Annotated in this window: 14 protein-coding genes; 9 read left to right on the forward strand and 5 right to left on the reverse strand. The window is 57.2% G+C overall.

Annotated features, from left to right (window positions below; all coding sequences use genetic code 11):
- Positions 1 to 72 precede the first annotated feature (72 nt).
- From KHU33_RS16665 to KHU33_RS16680, 4 genes are all read right to left on the reverse strand, one after another.
- Entirely contained in the window at positions 73 to 1,848 is a 1,776-nt protein-coding gene (locus KHU33_RS16665; protein WP_211464916.1) for a glutamine--tRNA ligase/YqeY domain fusion protein, read from the reverse strand.
- Between the two features lie 233 nt (positions 1,849 to 2,081).
- A complete protein-coding gene (locus tag KHU33_RS16670; protein ID WP_211464918.1) occupies positions 2,082 to 2,876 on the reverse strand; it encodes a LytR/AlgR family response regulator transcription factor in 795 nt (264 codons plus the stop codon).
- The gene (locus tag KHU33_RS16675) at positions 2,873 to 3,976 is read right to left on the reverse strand and encodes a sensor histidine kinase (RefSeq protein ID WP_211464920.1); all 1,104 of its coding nucleotides are present in this window, start codon (positions 3,974 to 3,976) and stop codon (positions 2,873 to 2,875) included. The genes KHU33_RS16670 and KHU33_RS16675 overlap by 4 nt, the downstream gene beginning before the upstream one ends.
- A 15-nt stretch (positions 3,977 to 3,991) precedes the next feature.
- On the reverse strand, positions 3,992 to 4,270 hold the full coding sequence (locus KHU33_RS16680) for a 2TM domain-containing protein (protein WP_211464922.1): 279 nt from the start codon (positions 4,268 to 4,270) through the stop codon (positions 3,992 to 3,994).
- A 274-nt stretch (positions 4,271 to 4,544) separates the two neighbouring features.
- On the opposite strand from KHU33_RS16680, the gene ugpQ reads away from it, so the two are divergent.
- The 5 genes from ugpQ (at position 4,545) to KHU33_RS16705 (ending at position 11,004) form a co-directional block, all read left to right on the forward strand.
- On the forward strand, positions 4,545 to 5,321 hold the full coding sequence (gene ugpQ / locus KHU33_RS16685) for a glycerophosphodiester phosphodiesterase (RefSeq protein ID WP_211464924.1): 777 nt from the start codon (positions 4,545 to 4,547) through the stop codon (positions 5,319 to 5,321).
- 189 nt (positions 5,322 to 5,510) lie between these two features.
- Positions 5,511 to 5,723, forward strand: a complete 213-nt coding sequence (locus KHU33_RS16690; RefSeq protein ID WP_230414328.1) for a hypothetical protein — start codon at positions 5,511 to 5,513, stop codon at positions 5,721 to 5,723.
- 270 nt (positions 5,724 to 5,993) lie between these two features.
- Entirely contained in the window at positions 5,994 to 8,618 is a 2,625-nt protein-coding gene (alaS, locus tag KHU33_RS16695) for an alanine--tRNA ligase (RefSeq protein WP_211464926.1), read from the forward strand.
- Between the two features lie 128 nt (positions 8,619 to 8,746).
- On the forward strand, positions 8,747 to 9,301 hold the full coding sequence (locus KHU33_RS16700) for an NUDIX domain-containing protein (RefSeq protein WP_211464928.1): 555 nt from the start codon (positions 8,747 to 8,749) through the stop codon (positions 9,299 to 9,301).
- 113 nt (positions 9,302 to 9,414) lie between these two features.
- Positions 9,415 to 11,004, forward strand: a complete 1,590-nt coding sequence (locus KHU33_RS16705; RefSeq protein ID WP_211464930.1) for a rhomboid family intramembrane serine protease — start codon at positions 9,415 to 9,417, stop codon at positions 11,002 to 11,004.
- On the opposite strand, the gene KHU33_RS16710 is transcribed toward KHU33_RS16705, so the two are convergent.
- Entirely contained in the window at positions 11,005 to 12,354 is a 1,350-nt protein-coding gene (locus tag KHU33_RS16710; RefSeq protein WP_211464931.1) for a hypothetical protein, read from the reverse strand.
- Positions 12,355 to 12,618: 264 nt separating this feature from the next.
- On the opposite strand from KHU33_RS16710, the gene KHU33_RS16715 reads away from it, so the two are divergent.
- From KHU33_RS16715 to KHU33_RS16730, 4 genes are all read left to right on the forward strand, one after another.
- Positions 12,619 to 12,846 (forward strand): sulfurtransferase TusA family protein, encoded by a 228-nt coding sequence (locus tag KHU33_RS16715; RefSeq protein WP_038491550.1) that lies wholly within the window; start codon positions 12,619 to 12,621, stop codon positions 12,844 to 12,846.
- Positions 12,847 to 13,243: 397 nt separating this feature from the next.
- The gene (locus tag KHU33_RS16720; protein ID WP_211464933.1) at positions 13,244 to 13,996 is read left to right on the forward strand and encodes an electron transfer flavoprotein subunit beta/FixA family protein; all 753 of its coding nucleotides are present in this window, start codon (positions 13,244 to 13,246) and stop codon (positions 13,994 to 13,996) included.
- Positions 13,997 to 14,096: 100 nt separating this feature from the next.
- Positions 14,097 to 15,026, forward strand: coding sequence for an electron transfer flavoprotein subunit alpha/FixB family protein (locus KHU33_RS16725; protein ID WP_211464935.1), 930 nt, complete (start codon positions 14,097 to 14,099; stop codon positions 15,024 to 15,026).
- Between the two features lie 123 nt (positions 15,027 to 15,149).
- Complete coding sequence (locus tag KHU33_RS16730) at positions 15,150 to 16,940, forward strand: acyl-CoA dehydrogenase (RefSeq protein WP_211464937.1); 1,791 nt, start codon at positions 15,150 to 15,152, stop codon at positions 16,938 to 16,940.
- Positions 16,941 to 17,106: the final 166 nt, after the last annotated feature.

Raw genomic sequence — 17,106 nt, forward strand, 5'->3', positions numbered from 1 at the left:
TACGATGCCGCGTCTTTTGCGTGCCAAAAATCGAATCTAAGCGGGTTTCGAAGCGCTTTCCGAATGGCTTTGTTACTTGCCCCAGCTGTCTTTCAAGGTAACAGTCCGGTTAAATACCGGCTTGCCAGGCAGGGAATCAATCCGGTCGGCGATGAAGTAGCCATGCCGTTCGAACTGGTAGCGATCTTCTGCCTTGGCGTCTTTCAAGCCGGGCTCAAGGTAGGCTGTAATCACTTGCTTGGCGTTCGGATTCAACGCCGCCTTGAAGTCCTTGCCGCCGGCATCCGGATGCGGATCGGTGAACAAGCGGTCGTACAGGCGTACTTCGGCTTCCAGCGCATGGGCGACGCTGATCCAGTGAATATTGCCTTTGACCTTGTAGTTGGCGCTGCCTTCGGTGCCGCTCTTGCTGTCGGGGAAGTAGGTGCAGTGGACCGCGCTGACCTTGCCGTCCGCGTCTTTATCGAAGCCGGTGCATTCGATCACATAACCGTGGCGCAGGCGCACCCGGCTGCCCGGCTTGTCGGCGCTCGGCGGGAACAGGCGGAAATACCCTTTGACCGGGGTTTCCATGAAATCTTCCTGTTCGATCCAGAGCGTATTGCTGATCGGGAAGTGGCGCAGTGCGGTGGCGTGCTCGGGATGCGCCGGTGGATAGACCGGGGCATGGCAGGCCACGGTTTCACCTTCCGGGAAATTGTCGATGATCAGTTTCAACGGGTTCAGCACAGCGGTGGCGCGCGGCGCTTTGGGATCGAGATCCTCGCGCAGGGCGCCTTCCAGCGAACTCATGTCGATCCAGCCGTCGGATTTGGTGACGCCGGTGCGATCGCAGAACAATTGCAGCGATTCCGGCGTAAAGCCGCGGCGCCGGATACCGACCAGGGTCGGCATGCGCGGATCGTCCCAGCCGTCGACGATGCCTTCGTCCACCAGCTGGCGCAGCTTGCGTTTGCTGGTGATCACGTAGGTTACGTTGAGGCGCGAGAATTCGTATTGGTGCGGCACCGGTTTTTGCAGGAAACCGGCGGCGCTCAGATGTTCCAGCACCCAGTCGTAGAACGGCCGGTGGTCCTGGAATTCCAGAGTGCAGATCGAGTGCGAAATGTTTTCCAGCGCATCCGAAATCGGGTGCGTGTAGTCGTACATCGGATAGATGCACCATTTGTCGCCGGTGCGGTGATGATGGGCATGGCGAATCCGGTAGATCGCCGGGTCGCGCATGTTCATATTGGGCGACGCCATATCGATCTTGGCGCGCACGATGTGTTCGCCATCCTTGAATTCGCCGGCCTTCATGCGGCGGAACAGGTCCAGCGATTCGGCCGCCGGACGGTTGCGGAACGGCGAATCCTTGCCGACTTCACCGAAATTGCCGCGATTGGCGGCCATTTGCTCGGCGCTTTGGCTATCGACATAAGCCAGGTCGGCGCTGATCAGGTATTCCGCCATTTCATATAGCTTGTCGAAATAGTTGCTGGCGAAGTACAGATGTTCGCCGGTACTGTCTTTCCAGTCGAAGCCCAGCCAATGGACGCTGTCGATGATGGTGTCGACGTATTCCTGTTCTTCCTTTTCAGGATTGGTATCGTCGAACCGCAAGTGGCAGCGGCCGGCGTAATCGCGCGCCAGGCCGAAGTTGACGCAGATCGACTTGGCATGGCCGATATGCAGGTAGCCGTTCGGTTCCGGCGGAAAGCGGGTGACGACCTGCGGCAATGGCTGACCCTGGCTGTCCTTGCGCTCGGCGTAGGCGCCGGCGGTCAGATCGGTTTCGATGATGCCGCGCAAGAAATTGGACGAGGCAGGTGCAGGTGGGGTATGGCCGTTGGTGTGATCGGTGCTCATGGAGAATTGGTTTATACGCTTTGCTGAATGGTAGGAATGTGCTTCATTCTACCGTAGCACGAGCGGTTTCAGGAGTGGCCGGGCAGATTTTGTTGCACTGCGGGCGCGGGAATGCGCGAGGGCTGTCGGGCGGCTTCCAAAGGCGGGCAGCGCTGATAGAGTGATTATCAAAAAGATATTTGTTGATCAAGACTGACGAATCGAAGCCGGCATCCGCCAGTCCTGAATATCCCTTACATCTGCCGGAACAGGTGTGCAAACACGCGGCTCACCGTCAGCACCTCCGTGCGGCCGCGCAGCTTGAGCGACAGTTTGCCGCTTTCGTCGCGTATCGCCATCTGGATGCATTGGTGATTGACAATGGTGCCGCGATGCACCTGCCAGAACTGGCGGTTGTCGAGTTGCGGCAGCAAATCCTTGAGACTGGTGCGGATCAGCGACTCGCTGTCGGCGGTGACGACATTAATGTATTTGTCACTGGCTTCGAAATAGATCACTTCGCCGATCGGGATCATGCGGATCTGGTTGCCGACGGCGGCGCGGATCATGGTCAGCGGCTCGGCGCCGGCCTTGGGCTGCATATCGTGCAGTTGGCCGATCAGGCGGTCCAGTGCGGCGTTGCTGTCGCCGTTTTGTCGCAGGCGCTGCTGCAGGCGGGCGATGGTCTTGCCCAGGCGGGCGTCGCTGATCGGCTTCAGCACGTAATCGGCGGCGGCATGCTCGAAGGCGCTGATTGCATATTCGTCATACGCGGTGACAAACACAATCAGCGGAAAGGGGGCGTTCTCCGGCCATTCCTCGGCCAGTTCCTGGGCTGCTTCAAGCCCGCTTTTGCCAGGCATCTTGATATCCAGGAACAGGATGTCGGGGCGCTGCCGCAGGGTTTGTTCGACCGCCGCCTGGCCGTTGTCGACGCTGGCGAGGATTTGCAGCTCCGGCCACAAACGCTGCAAAGCCTGCAGCAGCGCGGCCGCCAGGATCGGTTCGTCTTCGGCAATCAGGGCGCGCAAATTGGATGGCGTAGTCATGGCAGGATGGGCAGTTGGAGTTGGGCGATGACGCCGTGCGGCAGCTTTGGCTTCAGAGTCAGGCTGGCCTGTGGACCATACAGCGCCTGCAACCGTTCGTGGATATTGCTGAGACCGATGTGGCCGAGGTTGCCTGCCTGAGCGGCCGGCTGCTGCAGCGGCTCAGCCGCCAGGCCGAGACCGGTGTCGCTGACGTCGAGCAGCAGCAGCTGGCCCTGGCGACGGGCGGCAACCTCGATCCGGCCGCCTTCGATCTTCGGCTCCAGACCATGCTTGATGGCGTTCTCCACCAAGGGCTGTAGCAGCATCGGCGCAATCACGGTGTCGCGCAGCGCAGCCGGCAGTTGCAGATCAAAACTGAGACGATTGCCCATGCGCAGCGACATCAGTTCCAGGTAGGCTTCCATCAGGCCGAACTCCTGCGCCAGCGTGGTTTGCTCGATGCGCGACGAGGAGAGCGAGGCGCGCAGGAAATGGATCAGCTGGTCCAGCATCTGCTGCGCGCGCGGGGCGTCAAGCGCAATCAGGCTTTGCAAGGTGGCCAGCGTATTGAACAACATGTGCGGTTCGATCTGTGCCTGCAGCATCTGCAGCTGCGCTTGCAACGCCTGTTTCTCGATGGCGACGGCGCGCGCTTTTTCAGTAGCCGCCTGGTTGCGCAGCTCAGCCAGTGTGCTGAGGTTCCAGAAAAACAGCGTGTCGCCGATGCAGATCGACACCGTCAGGATAATCAGGCCGAGACCGCCAACGTTCATATACATGGAAAAACTATTTGTGGGCAGCCCGAGCAGCCAGCTGGCCAACTGGCTGCCGAGGAATAGGGCGGCGCCTGCCGCCGCCAGTATGAACGCAAGAAAATGCATTTTCCGAGGCGTAGCGTTACGCCAGAACAGATAGCGGCCGCCATCAATGAGCACCATCGCCAGCATGCCGATGCACAGCGAAAACACCAGATTCGGCAAGAACCGGTCGCTGATGCGCATCACATAAGTGACAATCACGGCGCAGATGACGTCGATGCCGAGGTTGATATACAGGCTGCGCAGCAGGCGCCGCGCCAATGGCTCGGTGGTTTGCGGCAATGCGGTGGCTGGTTTCATGCGCGAGGAGTGTGCTTATTTTTGTCGAGTTTGTTTGTCTAATTCTCGTTCTATCATGCGCCGTTTCCATTGCGCGCCAGGGGTGTTGAGGAACACCGCCAAGGCGTGGAATAGTAACCCGATTCCCCAACCCAGGAGCGGCCACATTGCCCACGGCTGCCCCGGATTATGCAAGAAATTCAGCAGCGCCAGGCCGCTGTTGACAATCAAATATGCCGCCAGGTGCACGAAAAAACCGATTTTCCTTTCTACCTGGCGCTTTGCGTCCTGACAGCTTGGGCTGGTGTCGTTCATTGCCGTCCTCCGTGACGTGGGAATGAAGCGATTGTGGCTTGATCAGCTGCCGTGAAAAAGCGGAATGCGACGAAACCGGGATTGCATGGCGCGAATCGCGGCCAGCGGTCGTCAATAGTCACGGATGGCCGACGATTGCCAAATCAGTCAAATCCATTAAGATTGGTACTGACGGCAAGCAAAGGCTGTGGCTTTGTTTTCAAAACACTCCTGTCATGCATGCTGATTTATTTCCCTATTATTTCTTTATTTATTCGATGGAAAGAGAAGATTTATGTGGCCCTATCCAAAAATAGTCGCGCATCGCGGCGGCGGTACGCTGGCGCCGGAAAATACGCTGGCAGCGCTGCGTTGCGGCCTGGAGCATGGATACCGTGCGGTTGAGTTCGATGTCATGCTGGCGCGCGACAGTGTACCGATCCTGATGCATGACGCAGTATTTGGCCGCACCGTGCGCGGCGTCGACAAGGTTGCCGATTTCACCGCGGATGAGTTGACCGCGATGGATGCGGGAAGCTGGCTGGGGCCGCAGTTTGCCGGCGAGCCGGTATGCACTTATCGGCAGGCACTCGATTTTTGCCGGCAGCACGGTATCTGGATGAATGTCGAAATCAAGCCGGCCGAAGGGAAAGAGGTGGAAACCGGACGCATCGTGGCCCAGGTCACAGAGGAATTTTTTGCGGATGAGGTGGCGGCGCACGTGGCCGACGGACGTGGCACCTGGGCCGACCCGGCTCTTCCTTTATTTTCGTCTTTCTCGTTTGAGGCGCTACGTGCGGCACAAGTCGCGGCGCCCGATATTCCGCGCGGTTTTTTGACTGACGTCATCGAAGATGACTGGCAACAGCGCCTGCAGGAGTTGGATGCGGTTGCTCTGCACACCAACCACAAATACCTGTCGCCGATGCAGGCGCAGGCGGTCAGCCAGGCGGGCTACGGTTTGTTTTGCTATACGGTGAATACGCCGACAAGGGCCAGGGAGATCCTCGGCTGGGGCGTGGATGGGTTTTGCACTGACCGGATCGACCTGATCGGCGCCGATTTTTCCTGATCCGGGCGGCTGGAGCAAAGCCAAAACCAGCCGTAAGCTCATGTCAACCAAATCAACAAGCTGGCGTTAATAGAGTGCAGAACCGAGTTTCAGGCCATATCCACCGTGATCAGGCGAATGGTTGATCGTCAGTTTTATGCGTAAAGCATCAAATTTGCTTGTTTTTACAATAACCGAAAGGAAGTCAAAATGAAGATCAATAAATTACTGGCTGCCGTAGTTATCGCTGCTTTCGCTTTGCCAGTCATGGCGCAAAACGCTCCAGCAGCACCTGCTCCTGCCGCGCCAATGGCAGCTCCGGCCCCTGATGCCGCAGCAGCACCTGTAAAAAAAGTGAGCAAAAAACATCACCACAAGAAAAGCCACAAGATCGCTCCTACACCAACCAACAAGGGCGCTTAAAAGCTCGCTCTAGAGCTGATAGGAAGCTGAAATCAGGCGGAATTTCGCCGGAATGCAGGCTTCATATCATTCAAAGCCCGTCGGGAGAGATCCTGATGGGCTTTTTTCATCGTGCCGCGGCGGAATGGCCGGGCCGGTATCACGTATAATCAAGGGTTTGCAAAAGGACATACATCTACCGTATTACGGATAGCTCTCGGATCCGCGTATGGTGTTGAGCCTGTTCCCTTGCCTTTTTTCCTTGCCCCGTTTCATTTTTTGCCCAAGAACATGAACTCAGCCGAAATCCGCGAAAAGTTTCTCAAATTCTTTGAATCCAAAGGCCATACCATCGTACGCTCGTCGAGCCTGGTGCCAGGCAACGATCCGACATTGCTGTTTACCAACTCCGGTATGGTGCAGTTCAAGGACGTGTTCCTGGGCACTGAAAAGCGCAACTATGTGCGGGCTACCTCGGTCCAGCGCTGCCTGCGCGCCGGCGGCAAGCACAACGACCTGGAAAATGTCGGCTATACCGCGCGCCACCACACTTTTTTCGAAATGCTGGGCAACTGGTCGTTCGGCGACTATTTCAAGCACGATTCGCTGGTTTGGGCCTGGGAACTGTTGACCAAGGTGTATGGCCTGCCGGCTGACAAGCTGTGGGCCACGGTGTATGAAACCGACGATGAAGCCTACGACATCTGGCACAAGGTCATCGGCCTGCCGAAGGAACGCATCGTGCGTATCGGCGACAACAAGGGCGCGCCGTATGCGTCGGATAATTTCTGGCAGATGGCCGATACCGGTCCTTGCGGTCCTTGCTCCGAAATTTTTTACGATCACGGTCCCGATGTCTGGGGCGGCCCTCCAGGCAGCCCGGAGCAGGACGGCGATCGTTACATCGAAATCTGGAACAACGTGTTCATGCAATTCGATCGCCAGATCGATCCGAAGACCGGCGAGGCTACCTTGACGCCGCTGCCGAAGCAGTGCGTCGATACCGGCATGGGCCTGGAGCGTCTGGCTGCGGTATTGCAGCATGTGCACAGCAACTATGAAATCGATCTGTTCCAACGCCTGATCAAGGCAGCTGCGCGCGAAACCAATATCACCGACCTCGAAAACAATTCGCTGAAAGTGATCGCCGATCACATTCGCGCCTGTTCTTTCCTGGTGGTCGACGGCGTGATCCCTGGCAATGAAGGCCGCGGTTATGTGTTGCGCCGGATTATCCGCCGCGCGCTGCGCCACGGCCACAAGCTGGGCCAGACCAAGCCGTTCTTCTACAAGCTGGTCAAGGACCTGGTGCTGGAAATGGGCGCTGCCTATCCGGAATTGCCGGAAGCCGCAGAGCGCGTCGAACAGGTACTGAAGCAGGAAGAAGAACGTTTCGGCGAAACGCTGGAACACGGCATGAAGATTCTGGAAACGGCATTGGCCAAGACGCCGAAAAAACTCGACGGCGAAACTGCATTCACGCTGTACGACACTTTCGGTTTCCCACTCGATCTGACCGCGGATATCTGCCGCGAACGTGAAGTCGAGCTGGATGAAGCCGGCTTTGCCACCGCCATGGAACGTCAGAAATCGACCGCACGCGCTGCCGGTAAATTCAAGATGGCCGCCGCCGTGGAATACAACGGCGACAAGACCAGTTTCGTCGGTTACGACGCCCTGGCGCATGACGCCAAGGTGCTGGCCCTGTATGTGGATGGCAGCGCAGTACAAAAAATCGAAGCCGGCCAGGATGCGATCGTAGTGCTCGATACCACACCGTTTTATGCCGAGTCGGGCGGCCAGGTTGGTGATTCCGGCGTGCTGGAAGCCGCCGGTGCTGTGTTTGTGGTTGCCGACACCCAGAAAATCCAGGCCGACGTTTTCGGTCATCACGGCAATCTGAGCAGCGGTTCGCTGGCAGTCGGCGATAAGTTGAGCGCCAAGGTGGATAGCGCGGTGCGCGCGCGCACCGTGCGCAATCACTCGGCCACGCACTTGATGCACAAGGCGTTGCGTGAAGTATTGGGCGGCCATGTCGCGCAAAAAGGTTCTTTGGTGGACGCCGACAAGACCCGCTTCGATTTCAGCCACAATGCGCCGGTCAGCGCCGATGAAATTCGTCGCATCGAGGAAATCGTCAATCGCGAAATCCTGGCCAATGTGGCTACCGAAGCCAAGCTGATGTCGTTCGACGATGCCGTCGGCGCCGGAGCGATGGCCTTGTTCGGTGAAAAATATGGCGACGAAGTGCGGATGCTGGCTATCGGCACATCGCGAGAATTGTGCGGCGGCACCCACGTCAGCCGCACCGGTGATATCGGCTTGTTCAAGATCGTGGCCGAAGGCGGCGTTGCCGCCGGCATCCGCCGTATCGAAGCGGTGACCGGCGAAGCCGGGCTGGCGCTGGTGCAGAGCCTGAGCAATCGTGTCAATGAAGCTGCGGCGGCATTGAAAGCGCAACCGGAAGAACTGACCCAGCGTATCGCGCAGGTGCAGGAACACGTCAAGGCGCTGGAAAAGGAATTGAACAGCTTGAAGTCGAAACTGGCGGCGAACCAGGGCGACGAACTGGTCACCCAGGCCGTTGACGTCAACGGCATCAAGGTATTGGCGGCTACGCTGGAAGGCGCCGATAGTGCAACCTTGCGCGAAACCATGGATAAGCTGAAGGATAAGCTGAAGACTGCCGCGATTGTCCTGGCTGCGGTGAAGGATGGCAAAGTAAGCCTGATCGCCGGCGTTACCGCCGACGCTACCGCCAAGGTCAAGGCCGGCGAACTGGTCAACTTCGTGGCCCAGCAGGTGGGTGGTAAAGGCGGTGGTCGTCCCGATATGGCGCAAGCCGGCGGCACCGACGCCAGCGGCCTGGCGGCGGCACTGCAAGGCGTCGCTGCGTGGGTCGGCGAACGCGCGTAAAAACTTGTTACAGAAAAAGCCGCCACTGAGGTAGTGGCTGGCCAAAGCGGGGAGCATCAAATCGCAGTAGTATCGCGGATTGGTTCTTCCCGCTTTTTTGATTCCGTCTTCACTTAATCAACTCTGCCATGAGCGAATTTAAATTCTGTCCGGTTTGTGCCGCATCCTTGATCCAGCGTGCCGATGAAGGCGAGGCTGGAAAGTTGCGCCTGGCGTGTCCCGAAGGGCACTGGACGCACTGGGACAATCCCTTGCCGGTGCTGGCGGCGGTGGTTGAGATTGACGGCAAGATCCTGCTGGCGCGCAATGCGGCGTGGGAAGAGGGCATGTTTGCATTGATCACCGGTTTCATGGAACGCGATGAAACCCCGGAGCAGGGCGTCGCGCGTGAACTCAAGGAAGAAACCAATCTCGACGCCGAACAGATCACGCTGATCGGCGTCTACGAATTCATGCGCAAGAACGAGCTCATCATCGCCTATCACGTCAAGGCGTCCGGCCGGATTCAACTGTCGCCGGAACTGCTGGAATATCGCTTGATAGAACCGCCTGCGTTGCGCCCTTGGCGCGCCGGCACCGGCCACGCTGTCGCCGACTGGATGCGGGCGCAAGGGCTGGCGGTTGAGTATGTCGACCGGCCTTTGTTGCCGAAGACGCAGCCTGAGCTTGCCTTGAAAACTTGAAATCGCATGGCAGCCAAGGCAGAAGAAAATTAATGTGCAAAAAATAACGCTGCCATGCGGCAATGACTGGGTAAAATTGCACTATTGAAATTTTCTCCTGCTCCTGAGCCGCCATGCTGATTATCCCGGTAGACCGTAAGCCAGACTGGAAGCGCCCGCCGCTGGTCACTATTTTGCTGGTGCTGGTCAACTTGCTGATTTATTTCGGCATTCAGTGGCATGAGCGCAGCCAGATGGAGCCTGCCGCGCACTACTATCTGGTCGAGTCGCGCTTACCTGAATTCGAATTTCCTGCCTATGCGCGTTATCTGGAAAGCGATAACAAGCCTGAGGCCGCCACTGCCATGCGCCGTGCCTTGGCGCGCTGGCAGCAATTGCGGGCGCGCGCCGATCTGGCTGCCGCCCGGGACGGCAAGACTCCTTCATTGAACGACTATCGGCAGCTTATTGAGACCTGGTACGCGCTGGATGCCGACCTTCGTTTTGGCGTCCTGATGCAGCAAGCGAAACCGGCTGTGCTGGGCGCCATCGCTGACGACGATCTGGCCGAATGGAAGGAGCAGCGAGAGCACTATGTGCTGACCCGCAAGCGCAGTTTTACGGAGCGCTATTCATTGATTCCGGCGCAAGCATCCGAGCGCCCGGTCACGCTGCTCACGCATATGTTTTTGCACGCCAGCGTCGAGCATGTGCTGGGCAATATGGTGTTCCTGGCGATGGTCGGCTATGCGGTGGAAATCCTGCTGGGCGGCGGCTGGTATTTGCTGTTTTATCTTTTGTCGGGCTTGTTGTCGGCGGCGTTTTATCTCGTGTTTCGCGGCGATAGCATGATCATGTCGCTGGGCGCATCGGGCGCGATTTCCGGTGTCATGGGGATGTACACCGTGCTGTACGGTTTGCGCAAGATACGTTTCTTTTACTGGTTCTTGTTTTACTTCGATTTTTTCAAGGCGCCGGCCTTGATCATGTTGCCGATCTGGGTCGGTAAAGAGGCGTTTGATCTGTGGTTCGGCGGGCCGTCGAATACCAATTATTACGCCCATATCGGCGGCTTGCTGGGCGGCGCCTTGCTCGCCCTGGTCTATCGTTTGCTGGCGCGGCGCAAGCTGGAGCAGGCGCATGCCAGTTATGTCGCTCCTGCCGACGACGATAAGTTGTTGCGCAGCCTGCAGCAGAGTGCGTATGCGGCCTTGAGCAGACTGGATTTCGAGCGCGCCCGGCGCGATTTCAGTCACTTGGTGAGCAAGACACTGGCGCAGCAAAAAGCGCCGCAGCCGGACTGGTTGCTGCAATTGTTCAATCTGTCGAAACAAGCGCCGGCAGGGGCGGCTTTCCACAAGACCGCCGCGCTGCTGCTGCGTTTGCCGAAAGGCAGCCTGGCCGAAGATAAGATCCATCAGGTCTACCTGGATTATGTAGCGAGAGCCGAGCCGCGGCCACAGCTGAGCAGCGAGCAATCGCTGGCTGTCGCCAAGCGATTCGCCTTGAACGGCCAGCCGCAAACCGCGGCAGCCATTTTGCAGATATTGATGGTGACTGCGCGCCAGCATCAGCAATTGCCGCAGCTGGTGCAGTGCGTCGCCAGGGGTTTCATGGCGGCGGGTTTGCACGACAAGGCGCGGCATTACCAGCAATTGTTGTTGCAGCAGTTTCCCTTGAGTGAAGAAAGCCGGTTGGCGGCCAGTCCGGGCAATCGCTATTGATCAGGTTTGTCCGGAACTCTGCGTCAAGCCTTCGATCACGTTCTTGTATTGCTGTGCTTCGCTGGCCGCCGGGTTGGTCGGCCATTGTGTTATCACATGATTGAACAGGGATAAGGCGCGCGCATCCTGGCGCAGGTGATCTGACAACAGCTTGCCGGCCAAGACCAGCACTGCCGGCACATCTTTATGATGCGCGGCGCGCTTGTGGAAGCCCGACACGATCTCTAGCGCAATCTGATATTCGCGCACCGAAGCGGCGGCCGCTGCAATTTCCAAGACATGATCGGGATTATCGATTTTGAACTCAGGATCGAGCTGGCGCGCTTGGCGCCAGGCATCGCCGATACGGCCGGCTTTACCCGAGCGGGCCAGCGTAAACAGATGGCGCGGTGCATATTCCAGCTGCTTGCTCTTGTCGCCCTTCAGCATCAGCAGTTTGGCGTAATGGCCAGACAATTGCGGGTTGAATTGATCGTAGCGCAGTTCTTCCCACACCATTTCGATCGCCGTGTTGATATCGCCGTCGCGAATCAGCGCACCGATTTGTTGCGCCAGAATTTCATCGTCGCTCAAAGGACGATTGCTGCGGCTGCTGGCGAGCGCATTGGTTTCAAAATTGCGATCCGGCGCATAGCCGATCGCCTGGTGGTATTGGTACATCGTGTAACCCATCAAATTGAAGCCTACCAAAGTGAAATAGGCGAAAGCGAAGATGCTGAGGCCGATCAGCAGGGTTATCGGCAATTTTCCCAGAAAAAGCTCAACCGTAATCGGCGCGCACTGGCTCAATATGAAGCCGAACGCCCACAGCGCCAGATAAGGCCAGCCGCAGGCCTTGATCATCTTGAACACGTTGAACGGATTGATGGCGTGGGTAAAGCTGTGAGTATGTCCCAGCACCATGATGCTGGCCGGTAGCATCAGGTTGGCCACGGCGTTTCCCGACAGACCGAGGAAGGGATGGAGTTCGGCCATGATGCCGATGAAAAGACCTTGTACCAGCATCACAAAGTAGAGCTTGTAGGGCGTCATCTTGTGCATGTCGTCCGGCGCGTCGAAATCGGCATAACGCAGGTTGCCGAGCGAGGTTTGCTCCAGAATCCGGAATGCCTGGCGCATCAGGTCGAGAGAGAGGCCCAGCCCGACCAGTATCGCGATGATGAGAATGATCGGTGAGAAGCCGTCATCCTCGCCGCTCCTGCCTAATAACCATAAACCGCTGCCGATCAAGGCATACAGCGCCGGGCGCCAGATCAGCTGTTGCTGCATCGGATACAGGAAAAAGTGCGGTAAGCGTTGCCAGAACGGAGTAATGTTGTTGTAAGGTTTTTCGCTAAAACTGTCCCGCATGCTGGTTCCTCAGAATGGTTCACCAGGAGTCGCTGGGGGAGCGAAATTATCCCTGATGTGTATCCGTTACATTTAGTTACTTTGTGGCATGAATGTTAGCATGTGAATTGATTAAAAATTGTATTAAAGACATATTTGTTCGTGACGCTGCTGTTGTAAAAATGATTGATGGTTTGCTGCGATGCGTCAAAGGGATCTGCGTTTGGAGTAGAATCATCAAATAGCAGCAAATGTTAAAAATTTTTACATTAAGACGAAGTGGTTATGGAATTTAATAAAGAACTCGACGCACGCGGTCTGCATTGCCCCCTGCCGATTTTGAAAACCAAGAAGGCGTTGGCAGACATGCTGAGTGGCGAAGTACTCCGCGTGTTGGCGACTGATTCTGGCTCGGTGCGCGATTTTCAGGCGTTCGCGAAGCAGACCGGTAATGATTTGCTGGAGCAGAGCGAAGAAAACAGAGAGTTTATTTTCTTCATGAAGCGCAAATAAGAAAGTAGTTAAAAACAGTAGTTAAAAAATAGTTAAGCGCCGTTCTGCCGTAAGTCTTTGCCCATCAATATTTATGCTACAACCAGCGTCCTGCTGGTCGTGCCTTATCTCAGTTTTGCCTTTTTTCGGCCGCCTTGATCCAGGTCGACACATCCTATTCCCAATGCATAAACCAGGTCCAGCCTGCCTTGTTTTACAAGAGGCAGGCGCGATTAGTCGGTTTGCTCTAATATTTAATAGAACGATCGTGCTAAATTTCAGCGTCGGATCGAATTCTCTCTTATAATTCCAATTAGGATTTACGTTAACGTCAATTCGCGTCGATTCGCGTCGATTCACGCGGATTTGTATTGGCCCGCATCAACCCAGATTTTTTATTTCAATAAAAGGCATAACGATGAAAGTATTAGTACCAGTCAAGCGTGTCGTCGACTACAACGTCAAGGTGCGGGTGAAGTCGGACGGTAGCGGCGTAGATATTGCTAACGTCAAGATGTCGATGAATCCGTTTGACGAAATCGCGGTGGAAGAAGCCACACGCCTGAAAGAAGGCGGCAAAGTGACCGAAGTGATCGCGATTTCCTGCGGCGTGACGCAATGCCAGGAAACCTTGCGCACGGCGATGGCGATTGGCGCCGACCGCGGCATCCTGGTCGATACCGCTGACGCCGATCTGCAACCGTTGGCGGTGGCCAAACTGTTGAAAGTCGTGGCTGACAAAGAACAGCCGCAGCTGATCATCCTCGGCAAGCAGGCAATCGACGACGATTGCAATCAAACCGGTCAGATGCTGGCCGCGCTGCTGGGCTGGCCGCAAGCGACCTTTGCATCCAAGGTCGTGCTGGAAGAAGGCAAAGTCACTGTCACGCGTGAAGTCGACGGCGGCCTGGAAACCATTGCCCTGACGCTGCCAGCCATCATCACCACCGATTTGCGCCTCAATGAGCCGCGCTATGTGACGCTGCCAAACATCATGAAAGCCAAGAAGAAAACGCTGGACGTGTTCAAGCCGGCCGATCTGGGCGTGGACGTCACGCCGCGTCTGAAGACGCTGAAGGTGGTGGAGCCAGCCAAGCGCAGCGCCGGTATCAAGGTGCCTGACGTAGCGACTCTGGTCGCCAAGCTGAAGAACGAAGCCAAGGTCCTATAAGCGAGCAGCGGCTTAGCTTATCGAACCACAACCTATTCAAGAATCAAGCGCCGCGCCGCGTCCCGTGATGCAGGCGAGCGTACACAACACAGGAGCCCACATGACAGCCTTAGTCATTGCTGAACACGATAATGCCTCATTAAAAGGTAGCACTCTCAATACCGTCACTGCCGCCAGCCAATGTGGCGGCGAAGTCCACGTTCTGGTTGCCGGCAGCAACTGCGGCGCAGCCGCTCAAGCCGCAGCGCAACTGGCTGGCGTGAGCAAAGTATTGGTAGCGGACGCCGCCTATTTTGCTGATGGCCTGGCCGAAAATGTCGCCGAGCAGGTACTGGCCCTGGCTGCCGCCTACAGCCATATCCTGGCGCCGGCTACAGCCTACGGTAAAAACATCTTGCCGCGCGTGGCGGCCAAGCTGGACGTCGGCCAGATTTCCGAAATCACCAAGGTCGACAGCCCAGACACATTCGAACGTCCTATCTATGCCGGTAACGCAATCGCCACCGTGCAATCGAGCGATGCGACCAAGGTCATCACCGTTCGCACCACCGGTTTTGATGCCGCTGCAAGCGGCGGTTCTGCTGCCGTGGAGAATATCGCGGCCGCAGCCGACTTCGGCAAGTCCGCATTTGTCTCGCGCGAGCTGGCCAAGTCGGATCGCCCTGAACTGACGGCTGCCAAGATCATCGTATCCGGCGGCCGCGGCCTGGGTTCTGCCGACAATTTCAAGATCCTGGAGCCGCTGGCCGACAAGCTGGGCGCTGCAATGGGCGCTTCGCGCGCTGCGGTCGATGCGGGTTTTGTGCCTAATGACTGGCAAGTCGGACAGACCGGCAAGATCGTCGCGCCGCAGCTGTATATCGCGGTCGGCATTTCCGGCGCGATCCAGCATCTGGCCGGGATGAAAGATTCCAAAGTCATCGTCGCCATCAATAAAGATGAAGAAGCGCCGATTTTCTCGGTGGCGGATTACGGTATCGTCGGCGATTTGTTCGAGATCGTGCCGCAATTGGTGGCGGCACTGGGCTAAGTCACTAGCGTTTTACACGGCGTTGATTGCAACGCTTGGTTAAAAATGGAAAGCATACGGGTGGTATCGCGGGTACTGGCAATGTCAGGCCAAGTGGTGCCGCCCAATTTTTTGGAGTAACTCATGAGTTATGTCGCCCCGTTGAAAGACATGCTGTTCGTGCTCAACGAACTGGCGGGTCTGGAGCAGGTCAGCACACTGCCTGGTTGCGAAGACGCGACGCCGGAAACCGTTGAAGCAGTGCTGCAAGAGAACGCCAAATTCTGTAGTGAAGTGGTGGCGCCCTTGAACCGTAGCGGCGATCAGGAGCCCAGCTATTGGCATGACGGCGAAGTCACTACCAGCAAGGGTTTTAAAGAGGCATTCAAGGCATTTGCGGAAGCGGGCTGGCAAGGCGTGCAGCATCCGGTCGAATTTGGCGGCCAGGGTTTGCCCAAGCTGGTGGCGACTCCGTGCATAGAGATGCTGAATGCAGCCAATCTTTCTTTTGCCTTGTGCCCGCTGTTGAGCGACGGTGCGATTGAAGCTTTGCTGACAGCCGGCAGCGACCAGCAAAAACAGATCTATCTGGAGAATCTGGTATCCGGCAAATGGACCGGCACCATGAACCTGACCGAACCGCAAGCCGGCTCCGACCTGGCGCTGGTGCGCACCCGTGCCGTGCCGCAGGGCGACGGTACTTACAAGATTTCCGGCACCAAGATTTTCATCACCTACGGCGAGCACGATATGGCTGAAAATATCGTCCATCTGGTGCTGGCGCGCACGCCGAATGCACCGGAAGGCGTGAAGGGCATTTCGCTGTTCATCGTGCCGAAATTCATGGTCAATGCGGACGGTTCGCCGGGCGTGCGCAACGACGTCCATTGCGTCTCGCTGGAACACAAGCTCGGCATCAAAGCCAGCCCGACCGCGGTGCTGCAGTTCGGCGATCACGGCGGCGCTGTCGGCACCTTGGTGGGTGAGGAGAATCGCGGCCTCGAATATATGTTCATCATGATGAACGCTGCGCGTTTTGCGGTGGGCTTGCAAGGCATCAGCGTCGCCGAGCGTGCTTATCAAAAAGCGCTGGCCTACGCCAAAGACCGGGTGCAATCGCGCGATCTGGCGGGCTCCGCCGGTGCGGTGACGATTATCCACCAACCCGATGTGCGCCGCATGCTGATGAGCATGCGCTCGCAGACCGAGGCGGCGCGCGCGCTGGCTTACGTCACCGCGGCTGCTCACGATGCGGCCCATCATCATGGCGACGAGGCAACGCGCAAAGCCAATCAGGCGTTCTATGAATACATGGTGCCGATTGTCAAAGGCTGGTCGACCGAGATCTCGATTGATGTGGCGTCGACCGGCGTGCAGATCCACGGCGGCATGGGTTTCATCGAAGAAACCGGCGCTGCGCAGTTCTATCGCGATGCGCGGATTCTGACGATTTATGAAGGCACCACGGCAATTCAGGCCAACGATCTGATCGGCCGCAAGACAGTGCGCGACGGCGGCGCAGTCGCCAAGGGCATCGTCGCTCAAGTGCGTGCTACGCAAGCGGAACTGGCGAGCAGCGGTGCGGCTGATCTGGTTGCCATCGGCAAGCAGCTGGCCAGCGGTGCTGATGCGCTGGAGCAGGTTGTCAGCTACGTGGTCGACAATCTGAAGAGCGATATCAAGGGCGTGTTTGCCGGTAGCGTGCCGTATCTGAAACTGGCCGGGATTGTGCTGGGCGGCTGGCAGCTTGGGCGTGCAGCGCTGATTGCGACGCAAAAACTGCAGTCGGCTGCGGGCGATAGTAATTTTTATCAGGCCAAGATCGGTACGGCGCGTTTCTTTGCCGAACACATACTGTCCCAGGCTGACGCTTATCGCATCTCGATTGTCGAAGGCAGCAGCGGGGTGATGGCGTTGACAGAGGATCAGTTCTGATTCTGATATTTTGTCGATGTAAAAAAAGCAGCTTGGGCTGTAATGCCGTTCAGTTAAGCCCAGAACGGCATTCTTTAGATGGACCGATGCGGTCATTCCGTCATCCCCGCGGACGCGGGGATCCATGTTGCAGAGCATGGTGATTAAAAATGGATTCCCGCGTTCG

The sequence above is a fragment of the Collimonas silvisoli genome (assembly GCF_018305005.1).
GTDB lineage: Bacteria > Pseudomonadota > Gammaproteobacteria > Burkholderiales > Burkholderiaceae_D > Collimonas > Collimonas silvisoli.

What these genes read in the sequence shown, in the direction of transcription:
- KHU33_RS16670 (WP_211464918.1), bottom strand. Translation starts at nt 2,876, where the DNA reads ATGACTACGCCATCCAATTTGCGCGCCCTGATTGCCGAAGACGAACCG.
- KHU33_RS16715 (WP_038491550.1), top strand. Translation starts at nt 12,619, where the DNA reads ATGGAATTTAATAAAGAACTCGACGCACGCGGTCTGCATTGCCCCCTG.
- KHU33_RS16710 (WP_211464931.1), bottom strand. Translation starts at nt 12,354, where the DNA reads ATGCGGGACAGTTTTAGCGAAAAACCTTACAACAACATTACTCCGTTC.
- ugpQ (WP_211464924.1), top strand. Translation starts at nt 4,545, where the DNA reads ATGTGGCCCTATCCAAAAATAGTCGCGCATCGCGGCGGCGGTACGCTG.
- KHU33_RS16720 (WP_211464933.1), top strand. Translation starts at nt 13,244, where the DNA reads ATGAAAGTATTAGTACCAGTCAAGCGTGTCGTCGACTACAACGTCAAG.
- KHU33_RS16680 (WP_211464922.1), bottom strand. Translation starts at nt 4,270, where the DNA reads ATGAACGACACCAGCCCAAGCTGTCAGGACGCAAAGCGCCAGGTAGAA.
- KHU33_RS16665 (WP_211464916.1), bottom strand. Translation starts at nt 1,848, where the DNA reads ATGAGCACCGATCACACCAACGGCCATACCCCACCTGCACCTGCCTCG.
- KHU33_RS16705 (WP_211464930.1), top strand. Translation starts at nt 9,415, where the DNA reads ATGCTGATTATCCCGGTAGACCGTAAGCCAGACTGGAAGCGCCCGCCG.
- alaS (WP_211464926.1), top strand. Translation starts at nt 5,994, where the DNA reads ATGAACTCAGCCGAAATCCGCGAAAAGTTTCTCAAATTCTTTGAATCC.
- KHU33_RS16675 (WP_211464920.1), bottom strand. Translation starts at nt 3,976, where the DNA reads ATGAAACCAGCCACCGCATTGCCGCAAACCACCGAGCCATTGGCGCGG.
- KHU33_RS16690 (WP_230414328.1), top strand. Translation starts at nt 5,511, where the DNA reads ATGAAGATCAATAAATTACTGGCTGCCGTAGTTATCGCTGCTTTCGCT.
- KHU33_RS16700 (WP_211464928.1), top strand. Translation starts at nt 8,747, where the DNA reads ATGAGCGAATTTAAATTCTGTCCGGTTTGTGCCGCATCCTTGATCCAG.
- KHU33_RS16725 (WP_211464935.1), top strand. Translation starts at nt 14,097, where the DNA reads ATGACAGCCTTAGTCATTGCTGAACACGATAATGCCTCATTAAAAGGT.
- KHU33_RS16730 (WP_211464937.1), top strand. Translation starts at nt 15,150, where the DNA reads ATGAGTTATGTCGCCCCGTTGAAAGACATGCTGTTCGTGCTCAACGAA.